12 protein-coding genes are annotated in these 11,856 nt (G+C 69.2%); 3 read left to right on the forward strand and 9 right to left on the reverse strand.

Features of this window, described 5'->3' with window-relative positions; translation table 11 throughout:
* The first annotated feature begins 168 nt into the window (after nucleotides 1-168).
* Genes ACFXHA_RS32875 through ACFXHA_RS32885 form a run of 3 tightly spaced genes read left to right on the forward strand, consistent with a single transcriptional unit; the run spans nucleotide 169 to nucleotide 4,313 of the window.
* Entirely contained in the window at nucleotides 169-1,650 is a 1,482-nt protein-coding gene (locus tag ACFXHA_RS32875) for a serine/threonine-protein kinase (RefSeq protein WP_379363032.1), read from the forward strand.
* A complete protein-coding gene (locus ACFXHA_RS32880) occupies nucleotides 1,637-2,869 on the forward strand; it encodes a hypothetical protein (RefSeq protein WP_379363034.1) in 1,233 nt (410 codons plus the stop codon). The genes ACFXHA_RS32875 and ACFXHA_RS32880 overlap by 14 nt, the downstream gene beginning before the upstream one ends.
* Before the next feature lie 4 nt (nucleotides 2,870-2,873).
* Nucleotides 2,874-4,313 carry a serine/threonine-protein kinase gene (locus ACFXHA_RS32885; protein ID WP_379363036.1) on the forward strand — a complete coding sequence of 480 codons (1,440 nt, stop codon included), beginning with the start codon at nucleotides 2,874-2,876 and terminating at the stop codon, nucleotides 4,311-4,313.
* Here ACFXHA_RS32885 and ACFXHA_RS32890 read toward each other — a convergent pair.
* The 9 genes from ACFXHA_RS32890 to ACFXHA_RS32930 form a co-directional block, all read right to left on the reverse strand.
* Nucleotides 4,252-5,382, reverse strand: coding sequence for a HoxN/HupN/NixA family nickel/cobalt transporter (locus ACFXHA_RS32890; protein ID WP_379363038.1), 1,131 nt, complete (start codon nucleotides 5,380-5,382; stop codon nucleotides 4,252-4,254). The two genes, ACFXHA_RS32885 and ACFXHA_RS32890, sit on opposite strands and share 62 nt — an antisense overlap.
* On the reverse strand, nucleotides 5,379-6,083 hold the full coding sequence (locus tag ACFXHA_RS32895; protein ID WP_379363039.1) for a DUF6390 family protein: 705 nt from the start codon (nucleotides 6,081-6,083) through the stop codon (nucleotides 5,379-5,381). The genes ACFXHA_RS32890 and ACFXHA_RS32895 overlap by 4 nt, the downstream gene beginning before the upstream one ends.
* A gap of 85 nt (nucleotides 6,084-6,168) precedes the next feature.
* Entirely contained in the window at nucleotides 6,169-7,239 is a 1,071-nt protein-coding gene (gene hypE / locus ACFXHA_RS32900; RefSeq protein WP_379363041.1) for a hydrogenase expression/formation protein HypE, read from the reverse strand.
* Nucleotides 7,232-8,344: a hydrogenase formation protein HypD gene (gene hypD / locus ACFXHA_RS32905; RefSeq protein WP_379363043.1), complete on the reverse strand. Its 1,113-nt coding sequence runs from the start codon at nucleotides 8,342-8,344 to the stop codon at nucleotides 7,232-7,234. The genes hypE and hypD overlap by 8 nt, the downstream gene beginning before the upstream one ends.
* Nucleotides 8,341-8,682, reverse strand: coding sequence for a HypC/HybG/HupF family hydrogenase formation chaperone (locus tag ACFXHA_RS32910; RefSeq protein ID WP_379363045.1), 342 nt, complete (start codon nucleotides 8,680-8,682; stop codon nucleotides 8,341-8,343). The genes hypD and ACFXHA_RS32910 overlap by 4 nt, the downstream gene beginning before the upstream one ends.
* Before the next feature lie 16 nt (nucleotides 8,683-8,698).
* A complete protein-coding gene (gene hypF / locus ACFXHA_RS32915) occupies nucleotides 8,699-10,948 on the reverse strand; it encodes a carbamoyltransferase HypF (protein WP_379363453.1) in 2,250 nt (749 codons plus the stop codon).
* 59 nt (nucleotides 10,949-11,007) lie between these two features.
* Entirely contained in the window at nucleotides 11,008-11,250 is a 243-nt protein-coding gene (locus tag ACFXHA_RS32920; RefSeq protein WP_379363046.1) for a HypC/HybG/HupF family hydrogenase formation chaperone, read from the reverse strand.
* Between the two features lie 3 nt (nucleotides 11,251-11,253).
* Nucleotides 11,254-11,712 carry a hydrogenase maturation protease gene (locus ACFXHA_RS32925; RefSeq protein WP_379363048.1) on the reverse strand — a complete coding sequence of 153 codons (459 nt, stop codon included), beginning with the start codon at nucleotides 11,710-11,712 and terminating at the stop codon, nucleotides 11,254-11,256.
* 21 nt (nucleotides 11,713-11,733) lie between these two features.
* Nucleotides 11,734-11,853 (reverse strand): DUF6893 family small protein, encoded by a 120-nt coding sequence (locus ACFXHA_RS32930; RefSeq protein ID WP_379363050.1) that lies wholly within the window; start codon nucleotides 11,851-11,853, stop codon nucleotides 11,734-11,736.
* Nucleotides 11,854-11,856 lie beyond the last annotated feature (3 nt).

An 11,856-nucleotide genomic window follows, 5' to 3' on the forward strand; every position in this document is an offset into this window, starting at 1 on the left:
ACGGTATCGTACACTTAAGGCGATAGCCAGTGCTCGACCAAGCGACCTGGGTCACACGACACCGACCCGCACTCGACAGGCGTCGGCGACGAATTCCCCCGGGGCGCAGGGCATTCCCTGCGCGTCATGCCGTTGACGTGGGCGACAAGCGGTCGCATACTCGCGTGCATGCGGCGGGGAGAGGTTTTTGCCGGGTACCGCATAGTCGGTGAACTCGGTACGGGTGGCATGGGCGAGGTATATCTCGCACGGCACCCTCGGCTGCCACGGCTGGATGCCTTGAAAGTGTTGTCCGCCAACGGAGTCGACGACGAGTTCCGCGGGCGATTCCTACGCGAGGCCGAATTGGCTGCGCGGCTACGGCATCCGAATGTGGTGACCATCTATGACCGCGGCGAATTCGAGGGGCGACTGTGGATCGCCATGCAGTACGTGCCGGGAAAGGACGCCGCGCGCCTACTCCGCGACACCGGCGGTCCGCTACCACTCCAACAGGCGCTGCGCATTGTCGAGCAGGCGGCGCGCGGACTCGACGCGGCGCACGCCGCGGGCCTGCTGCATCGCGATGTGAAGCCCGCCAATATCCTGGTCGCCGCCGACACCGAAGGCACCGAGGGCACCGAGCGGGTGATGGTTGCCGACTTTGGAATCGCCAGGGCGGCCGCAGAATCCCATGGACTGACCCGCGAGGGCCAGGTGCTGGCGACGATCAATTACGCAGCCCCCGAACAGCTCTCCGGCGAGCGCGTCGATGCCCGCGCCGACGTCTATGCCCTCGGCTGCACGCTGTTTCACCTGGTGACGGGTGCGGTGCCGTTCGCTCGCCGCACGGTCGCCGAGGTGATCTACGCCCACCTCCACGAACCACCACCGCGTCCCAGCCGGGCCGATCCCGCCCTGCCGGAGTGGCTCGACGCCGTCGTGGCACGCGCGATGGCCAAGAATCCCGCAGACCGGTTCGCCAGTTGCGGGGAACTGGCCGCCGCGGCGGCCGGGATGGACACCGGCACCACGAATCCACCGGCCCGGCGCGGTCGCCGGGTGTGGGCCGTCGCCGCGGTACTGACGCTCGCACTCGCGTCCGCCTCCGGAGTTGCCGTGTGGCAATGGAATCGGGGCCACTCCACGGCGACGGCGATATCGCCCGCGACGGTAACGCCGACGACCAGCGGCAGCTCCGGCCCCTGGGGTGTCTACGGTTTCGTGGTCGATCGCTTCCCGGATCTGCTGCCGCCCACGCCGGTCGACACCGGTTACCGTGGAATCCGTTGCCTGATACTCGATTCCACCGGGCAGGCCCTCGCCGGCTCCCTGTCCCGACTCCCGGGCGACTTCGCGCTGCTGACCTGCTCGGGCGACCGCGACCCGCTCTCGGAGCTGACCATCTCCTGCAATGCCAAGGGCGTACCGATGCAGCGTCAGGGTGTCACCTACGACTTGACCACGACCTCCGGTGACGAGCCGTGGCATCGGCAGTCCGGCTCCGGCGAGGTGAAGTGGGGGTTGATGAACACCTCCACCGGCCCGGAAGGCAAATTGATCGTCAATTTCGACGATCCCGCACGCAATTCCTGTGTCCTGGAAGCACTCAGCGATCTGTCCTCACCCCAGGAGCTGCACGACACCTGGTGGCAGCATGCCCCGATCTGACCGCAGGCGCGCCTGCACCGGAGTGCTCGCCGCCCTCACCGTGCTGCTGGCCGGATGCGGCACGATTTCCGGCCGGGCCGAGCCGCAGCTCGACGTCGGCGCATACGACACCCGTCCGCTGGCCGTACCGCCCGACAATGACAATGGATACAGTCGGCTGGTCGAATCGGCCCGGCTCTCGGACGTGGTGATCAATCCGGGCAGCCTGCAAACGGGGCTCACCGATTTCTCGACCGCGCCGGTGCCGACGCCCAACCTGACCGTCGGCATACTCGCCGACTCGGTCCGCCCCGCGCTTCTCGCGGACGGCATGCTGGCCGGCTTCAGCTTCGGCGGACTCGACCATCCGGATGCGCAGGGCGAACCGCAGATCGGCGTGTCGACCGCCCTGCGCATCACCATCCTGCGGATGCGCGACGCCACCGCCGCACGCGCGGCCGCCGCGGACATCGATACCGACGACTTCGCGGTGAATCCCGACAACCGGTCGATCGGGATCCCGAATTATCCCGACGCACACGCGCATTGGCGACCGCAGGTGCCGACGATGGCCGCGACGGTGGCGCACGGAGCATTCGTCGTCACCCTCTTCATCGCGCATCCGACACCGGATTCGACGGCCATGGCCGACCTCGCCGCGGCGACGTTCGCCGCGCAACTCGGGCGGCTCGACGCCTTCGTGCCCACCCCGGCCGACACGTTGACGTCGCTGCCCCTGGATCGCGACGGCATCTTGCAGCGCACGCTCCCTGTCGCACCGCGAAAGTGGCCCTACCCCAGTGCTTATCAGCAGGCGATAGGCAAGGTCGCCGGGTGGGGAGGCTACCGGCGCTCGACGGGGCTGGTCTACGGAGAACCGGTCGCCGACGGCTGGCTCAACCCGCCGGGTGAGGGCGACTCGATCCCGGTGGAGCGGCTGGCCATCGTCGACTGGGACGACCTGATCCGACTCCCCGATGCCGTCTCCGCCACGAAGGCGCTGCGCAAACTGCGCGCCCGGCTGGTGGGCGCGGGCTACGACGCGGTGTCACCGCCGCCCGGCGTACCCGACGCGGGCTGTTACCGCAACGCCGCCGTCACCACCGACGCGCAGCGTGAACTGGGCTACGTCTGCTGGGTGATGGACGGTCGCTACGTGGCGAACGTGCACGGAGCCGACGAGACCGCCGTCCATCAGAAGGCCGCGGCGCAGTACGCGCTGCTCGTCAACAGCGAGTAGGGCGATGGTCGAACTGCGTCCCGGCGCGGAGGTGGCGGGCTATCGGGTCGAGCGTCGGCTCGGCTCCGGCGCGAGCGGGACGGTGTACCTCGCCCACCATCCGCGACTGCCGCGCCAGGATGCGCTGAAGGTCTTCGATCCGAGTGCCGCGCGCCCCATCCTGCGGGACCGTTTCCTGCGGGAGGCGCAATTGGCCGCACGACTGGATCATCCGCATATCGTGGCCGTCTACGATTGCGGAACGTCGGGCGAATTGCTGTGGATCGCTATGCGATTCGTGGACGGATACGACGCCGCGCGGCTGATCGAACAGCACCCCGGCGGAGTGCCACCGCAGCGTGCGCTGGCCATCACGGCGCAGGCCGCGCAGGGCCTCGACGCCGCCCACCGCGCCGGGGTGATCCATCGCGACGTCAAACCGTCGAATCTGCTGATCGAGGCCGGGACCGGCGAGCACACCCTGGTCTCGGATTTCGGAATCGCCCGCACCGCAACGGAACCGTTCGAGCCGACCGGGACCGCATCGATAATCGGCACCTTGGCCTACACCGCACCCGAACAGTTCCGCGGCGAGCAGGCAGGCCCACCCGCCGATGTCTACGCGTTGGGCTGCACACTGTTTCAGCTGCTGACCGGGTCGGTGCCCTACCCGCGCGAGCTGCCCGCCGCGACCGTGCACGCCCATCTGGCCGCGCCGCCGCCCCGTCCGAGCCGCCTCAACCGTGCGATCCCGGCGGCGATGGACGCCGTGATCGCACGGGCACTCGCCAAGGACCCCGGGCAACGGTACGACAGCTGCGGCGCACTGGCCGCCGCAGCGGCCACCGCCCTCGAATCGCACCCGGCGCGGCCGTGGCATCACCGGAAGAGCCTGCTCGCAGGTCTTTTCATCACCGTAGCGGCTCTGGCTTTCGCGGCAGTGACGCTGGTGGTGCACCCCGGTGCGTCCTCGACTTCGACCGCATCTCCCGCCTCTGCCCCGAACCCCGGCTGGGGTTCCTATGCGCCGATCGTGGCAAAGTTCCCCCGACTGCTGCCACCTTCCCCCAGCGCCTCCGGCTTCGAGAATCTTCGTTGCGCGGCAACGGATGTCGGCCAGCACACGGTGCCGTCGAACCAGCCACTCGGCACGGACGCTGTCCTCACCTGCACCGGCGACGGCCACCCGGTCGCCAACCTCCAGGTCCACTGCCTGGCCGACGGCACGAAACCCACCGCCGCGGACAACACCAACCCCGGCGACTCCTGGACCGAGCAAACCTGGACTCGCGGCACCGCTTCGGGATCCCTGGCCTGGAGTACCGCCACCATGAACGGGCATCCGATCGGACAGCTGGTGATCCGTTTCGACGACCCGCCCCGGGCATCCTGCGTACTGGCCGTCATAGGCGGCGAGTCGGGACGAGCACTTTTCGACGCCTGGTGGCCGACCGCCCCGATCTGACTCTGGCGGATACGAACAGCGCTGTTACCCACGTCGCGAGCAGCGTGGCCGCGATGAACAGACCGAGGCGGGTGAAGTCCGGGTGGGTGAGCCAATTCCAGCCCGGGCCTGTCCAACCCAGCGGTCCGGCCAGCTGGGAGAACAGTTCGAGGGTTCCGACGAGGAGGGCGACCACCACCGACAAGGCGGTGACCGTGAGGTTGTAGGTGATTCTGCGGTTCGGTTCGGTGAACGCCCACCCGTAGGCATACGTCATCACGGCACCGTCGAGCGTGTCGAGGAGGGTCATGCCGGCGGCGAAAAGTACTGGGAGACAGAGGATCGCGTACCAGGGTAGGCCTGCCGCGCCACCGGCTCCGGCGAGGATCAGCAGTGCTACCTCGGTGGCGGTGTCGAAGCCCAGGCCGAACAGCAGTCCAACCGGGTACATCTGCCACGGGCGGGTGATCGACTTCAATACCGGCGCGAGGATCCGGTTGAGCAGGCCTCGCCGGGCGAGATGATGCTCGAGCGTGGCATCGTCGATGGCCGGGGTGCCGTCGGTGCGCCTGCGACGGCGCGCCCGCAGCAGGCCCACGAGGACGGTGACATTGATGGCCGCGAGGAGATAGAGGAACCCGCCGGAGACGGCCGCGCCGATCGGTCCGGCGTAGCGGTGCAGGGCCGACGAATCGTTCTGTACCGGACCGGCAATGGCGCGAACCCCGGATGACAGGGCCAGCGCCAGGCCGAAGACCACGGTCGAATGCCCGAGGGAGAAGAAGAATCCCACCGACAACGGTCGTTGCCCGTCGTTCATCAGCTTGCGGGTGGTGTTGTCGATCGCGGTGATGTGATCGGCGTCGAAGGCATGCCGCAGGCCCAGGGTGTACGCGGTCAGACCGAGGCCGATCCCGAAGGCTCGATCCCCGACGGCGAGATGTTGTGGCGCGACGAAGCCGATCAGCGTCACCCACCCCAGCACGTGCAGACCCACGATGGCTGCCGTCAGGGCGGCGATGTGTGCGAACCGGCCGCGGGCCGGGGCAGGCGGCGAGCCGAGTCGGGGGTCGTGAACGGTCGCGCTCACGGCCCGGCCAACCGTACGTTCGTGACCGCGATCTGACGTTCGGTCGAGGCGGTGAGCGTCGCGGCCTGCGCGGGTCGCAAGCGCCCGCACAACCGATCCCAATGCAGCGCGACGACATCACCGATCGCCACATCGGGCAACGCGGAGTAGCCGTCGTGGCGGATCGGGATGCGCCGGTTCCCGGGCATGGACAGCCCCAGAGTCCGCCCGTCCCAGGTCAATCGGCGACAGCGGACCACCACGTCGGCCTCGTCACGGTCGACGACCGCCGCCCGGGTGATCCGGCAGCTGTCGAGAATCCGCAGGGCCTGGTCGCTGCCCGCGCCGAGCAGCCGCGTCCACGGGTACACGCCGAGCACGTGGAAGCTGTGGTTCGGGGCGGCCTCGGCAGCCAGATCCGGCGTCAGGTGCGACCAGTAGTGGCCCACGCTCGGCCCAATGAGGGTCAGCAGCGCGGCAGCGAACTCCGCCGGATCGAGTCCCGCCCCGACTCCCCCACCGAGCCAATACGATTCGACCAGCCGCGCGTCGAGCGGATCCTCGACACCGGTGAGCGCGGCCATCACGCGCAGATACGGCCACGCTCCGGAGAATCGGGGCGCGGCCGCCCGCACCGCCGCGCTCGACCCCGAGCGCAGCGCGTCGTCGTTCGGTCCGCAGTAGCCGAGCGCATTGGGCGCGTAGGCGTAACGCGCGAACATGTCGGTCCCGTCGATGCGGACCGGGTCCAGCCCGACGATGCCATCACCTCCAGTTCTCGCGGCAGTGAGTCGATCTCCTTCCGTCTCAGCAGATCCTGGGTAGCTGTTCCCCGGCGGGCAGGTCCACCACGCGGGTGCCGCCGAGCGCGGTGCGGGCCACCACCATGCCGGGATGTTCGGGAACGCAGACGCCGATGACGGCGGCCCGGGCCCCGAGCGGATGGGCGTGCATGGCGGCCAGGACGCGTTCGGCGTCCTTGGGCGCGACGAAGGCGACCAGCTTGCCCTCGTTGGCGACATACATCGGGTCGAGCCCGAGCAGGCCGCACGCGTCGCGGATCTCGGCCGGGATGGGAATGGTCCGCTCATCCAGTGCCACACCGACTTTCGCGGTGTGCGCGATCTCGTTGAGCGAGGCGGCCAGGCCGCCGCGGGTGGGGTCGCGCAGCACGTGCAGGTCGGCCCCGGTGGCGATCATGGCGGCGACCAGGCCGTGCAGGGGTGCGGTGTCGCTGCACACGGCGGTCCCGAATTCCAGTCCCTGACGGCAGCTGAGCACGGCCACCCCGTGCAGTCCGATGTCACCGCTGACGATCACCACATCGCCGACACTCGCACGCTGGGGCCGGATGTCGACACCGTCGTCGATCACCCCGATCCCGGCGGTGTTGATGTACACCCGATCACCGTGCCCGGCGTCGACCACCTTGGTGTCGCCGGTGACGAGGCTGACGCCCGCCGCCAGCGCCGCGGTGCCCATCGCCGCGGCGATCTGGGCGATCTCGGCCAGCGGGGTGCCTTCCTCGAGAATGAACGCCGTCGACAGGGCCAGCGGCCGCGCCCCCGACATGGCCAGGTCGTTGACGGTGCCGTTGACGGCGAGCTCCCCGATCGAACCACCGGGGAACACCATCGGTTTCACCACGAAGGAGTCGGTGCTGAACGCGAGGCGGGCCGTGCCGACGGTGAGCACCGCCGAATCACCCATCCCCGCCTGCCCGGCCGCGCCGAAGGCGGGCAGGAACAGGTGCTCGACCAGCTCACCCGACATGGCACCGCCGCCACCGTGCCCCATGACGATATTCGGGGAATCCCGTAACGGCATGGGGCACACCCAATTCGCCAGGTCCACCGGGACCGAGATCTCCTCACGCATGAGCCACCTCCGCGGGCAGGTCCAGCCGCCGGTACAGGTAGTAGGCGGCGCACGCGCCCTCCGAGGACACCATGGTGGCGCCCAACGGATTTCGTGGCGTGCATTCTTTGCCGAACGCCGCACACTCGTGCGGTTTGATCAATCCCTGCAGCACCTCGCCGGAGCGGCAGATCGACGATTCGGCGGTCTGCATATCGGCGACCGCGAAGCGCTGTTCGGCGTCGAATTCGCGGTACCGCTGGGAGAGCCGCCACCCGCTCTGCGGGATCACGCCGATCCCCCGCCAGGCCCGATCGGTGACGTCGAAGACATCCTCGAGCATGGTTTTGGCGACCGGATTACCCTCCGGCGCAACGGCTCGCGGGTAGGCGTTCTCGACCTCGTGACGTCCGGACTCCAGCTGCAACACCGTGCGCCGGATGCCTTCGAGGATGTCGAGCGGCTCGAATCCGGTGACCACCACCGGAACCCGATACTTCTCGGCCAAGGGCGGGTATTCACCGGTGCCCATCACCGTGCACACGTGCCCGGCGGCCAGGAACGCCTGCACCCGGCACGACGGGGATTCCATGATCGCGGCGATGGCCGGCGGCACCAGCACATGCGAGACCAGCAGCGAGAAGTTGTGCACGCCGAGCCGTTTCGCCTGATAGACGGTCATGGCATTGGCGGGTGCGGTGGTCTCGAAGCCGATGCCGAAGAACACCACCTGCCGATCCGGATTGGCGCGCGCCAGTTCCAGGGCGTCCAGCGGTGAGTACACCACCCGGACGTCGCCGCCCTCGCTCTTGACCCGGAACAGGTCCTTGCTGCTGCCCGGCACCCGCAGCATGTCGCCGAAGGAGCAGAAGATCACGCCGGGCTGCGCGGCGATGTCCAGGGCCTTGTCGATCATCCCGAGCGGGGTGACGCACACCGGGCAGCCGGGACCGTGGATCATCTCGATGGTGTCGGGCAGCAATTGATCGATGCCGTGCCGGATGATCGAATGCGTCTGTCCGCCACAGACTTCCATGATCGACCAGCGGCGGGTGGCACTGGCCCGGATGCGGTCGAGAAGTATCCCGGCCAGCTCCGGGTTGCTGAATTCGTCGAGGTACTTCACGACCTCACCTCCGGTTCGTCCGATTGTTGCGCTGTCGGCTGTGATGCCGCTTCGGGATTCGCCAGCCCGGCCTGTCTGGCCGCGAGCGCGAATCCGTCACCGAATTCCTCCTTCAGGACGCCGAGATGCTCGAACTCGGCGAGGGTGCGGATCGCCGATTCCTCGTCGAGCCGCTGAATCGCGAAGCCGACGTGGACCACGACGTAGTCGCCGACCGCCGCGTCGGGGATGTATTGCAGGCAGACGTCCTTCTGCACGCCGCCGAAGTCCACGATCGACATCAGCGTGCCGTTGCGTTCCTGCAGGCTGAGTACCTTTCCCGGGACTGCCAGGCACATTCGCTGCTCCCTTCACTCAACCCGCCTCGGCGGCGAGTAGTTGTCCGAATGCCAGGCCGCCGTCATTGGGCGGCAGCCGATGTGCGGTGAAGACTTGAAACTCGTTGTCCAGCAACAGCGCCCGTGCCCTGGACAGCAGTAGCGCGTTCTGGAAGACACCGCCGGTCAGCGCGATCGGCGTGGCGGGTGCGGCGTAAGTGAATGCCAGGTCGAGGACCAGCCGCGCCACCGCCTCGTGGAAGCGGGCCGCGATCACAGCCACCGGAACGTGGTGGCGCACATCGGCAACCACGGCGGCGACCACCGGGGCGGGGTCGATCCCGCCCGGTGCGTCGCCGTCGGACCCCCGAGCCGGTACCGGGAAGCGATAGCGCCCATCCCCCGGATCCACGCCGCGCGCCCGCCATTCCAGTTCGATGGCCGCCTGCGCCTCGTAGTCGACCTCGAACCGCACCCCGGCCAGCGCGGCGACCGCGTCGAACAGCCGCCCCATGCTCGATGTGGGGGCGGCACCCAGACCGGTTTCCAACTGGTGTGCGAGCACCGAACGTTCGGCGGGCGGGCAAGCTCGCACCGCCGGAATGTCCTCGTCCCACTCGATTCCGGCAGCGTGCAGGTGCGCGAGGGCCATCCGGTACGGGCGGCGCACGCTCACATCGCCGCCGGCCAGCGGCACGTACCGCAGGTGCGCCAACCGCCGGTAACCCTTGTATCCGGCGCTGAGCACCTCGCCGCCCCAGATCGCACCGTCGGGCCCGAATCCGGTGCCGTCGAACGCGATTCCGAGCACGGTCACCGCCGGATCGATCCCGTGCTCACCCATCACCGCGGCGATATGCGCGTGATGGTGCTGCACCACACGCACCGGCCGCTCCCCCGCATGCTCGCGCGCCCACGCGGTGGAGCGATAGCGCGGATGCGCGTCGGCGGCCAAGGCCACCGGGCGCACCCCGGTCAGTTCCTCCAGGTGGCGCTCGGCATCGGTGAACGCCCGCAAGGTCGCCACATCGTCCATATCACCGATGTGCTGACTCAGCCAGGCGTACCGCCCGTCCCCGACCGCGCAGGTGTTCTTGAGATCCGCGCCCACCGCGAGCGTGGGCTGCACCGGCCACGGCAACGCCAGCGGCAACGGCGCGTACCCACGAGAGCGACGCAGCGGCAACTCGATTCCGTCCACCACCCTGACCACGGAGTCGTCGCAGGGTACGAGAATCGGCCGATCATGGGCCAGCCAGGCGTCTGCCAGCCCGGTGAGCCGCGTCCGCGCGTCCTCGTCGTCGTAGCAGATCGGTTCACCGCCCAGATTGCCCGACGTCATGACGAGCACCTGCGGCCCCGGCTCGTCGCCGGGCAGCCCGAACAGCAGCAGATGCAGTGGCGTGTAGGCGATCATGACGCCCAGATCCGGATTGCCCGGCGCGACGGACGCGGCCGTCAGGGCGGGTGCGTCGACTCGGGGCAGTAGCACGATAGGGCGGGCGGGGCTGATCAGTAGCGCCTCGGCGGTCTCGTCGATGACGGCGATCCGGCGGGCGGTGGCCAGGTCCGGGGTCATCACCGCGAAAGGCTTGTCGCCGCGATGTTTCCGGCGGCGCAGCTCGGCCACGGCGGATTCGTCGGCGGCGTCGCAGGCGAGATGATAGCCGCCGATGCCCTTGACCGCGAGAATTCCCCCGGCGCGCAACAGATCCCGCGCCGCGGTGATCGGATCACCGCCGCCGGGACCGGAATACGACAGGCGCGGACCACAGTCCGGGCAGGCGATGGGCTGGGCGTGGAAGCGACGATCGGCCGGATCGGCGTATTCGGCCGCGCAGCGCGCACACATCGGGAATCCCGCCATGCTGGTGCGATCGCGGTCGTAGGGCAGGCTCGCGATGATGGTGAAGCGCGGTCCGCAATTGGTGCAGTTCACGAACGGGTGCCGGTAGCGCCGGTTACCCGGATCACGCAGGTCCGCAGCGCATTCGGCGCAGATGGCCACATCGGGCGAGGCGAGGGTGCGGCCCGCGCCGCCGCGCGTGGTCGCGGCGATGTGGAAGCCGGTACCGCCGCGCACCGGCAGCGGTGCGCATTCGATGGCTTCCACCACCGCCAACGGTGGCGGCCGGGTCCTGACCCGCTGCACGAACTCGTCGAGATCGGCCGGCGCGCCCTCGATTTCGATGATCACGCCGCCGCTGTCGTTCGAGACCGCGCCGGTGAGCGAGAGTTCGGCGGCGGTCGTGTAGACGAAGGGCCGGAACCCGACCCCCTGCACCACCCCGCGTACCACCACTCGCCGGCGTTCACGCCGGGCCGTCGCGGGCCCGAGCCGGGGGTTCACGGCGCGCCCCCGTCGCGCAGCAGTCGCAGCCCGTCGAGGGCGGCGGCCGCACCGGCGGCATCGGTCTTCTCCACGGCCAGGCCCATGTGGATGATCACCCAGTCGCCGGGTCGCGCCGGACTCTCCTCCAGCAGGCCGATATTCACCTTGCGCTGCTCACCGGACACGTCCACCAGCGCGATCTGATCGTGGTAGCCGTCGAGGATCTCGACGACGAGTCCGGGTATGCCGAGGCACATGGTTCAGACCTCCTGCCGGTCGAGCAGTTCGGTCAGCACCCGGCCCACCGCGGCGACCGCGGTGGGCACGGCGGCGGCGACCGGCTCGGTCAACCCCATGGCCTCGGCCACGGACCCGACCTGGCAGCCCACCACGACGGTGGGCGGCACCGTCCCGCCCAGGGCCCGCACGGTCCGGAAGACCGCTTCCGGGGTCATGGCGTGCCCGTCGAATCCGGCCGCGCCGGAGTCGGGTTCGGCGCGCAGGATCTCGACCCGGCCGGGTGCGCCGCGATCGGGGATCGCGTCGACCAGCACCAGCGCGTCCCAGTCGTCGAGCAGGTCGTAGGCCAGGTGCATGCCGCGGATCCCGTAGTCGGTGACGCGCACGCCCTCGGGCCGGGTGGGCGGCAGCCGCCGCACCACCTCCGGTCCGAACCCGTCGTCGCCGAGAAAGATATTGCCGATCCCGGCGACCAGCACCCGTGTCGTGCGATCACCCGCTCACATGTGCCGGATCCGGAAGTACCTGCGGATATCCGGAATGGACAGCATGCCGACGACGACCGCGAACGCCGCGATCACGCCGACGATCACCGTCGCGATGATTCCTACCGTGGCCATGTC

This window comes from Nocardia sp. NPDC059240 (assembly GCF_042753865.1).
In the GTDB taxonomy this organism is placed as follows: Bacteria; Actinomycetota; Actinomycetes; order Mycobacteriales; family Mycobacteriaceae; genus Nocardia.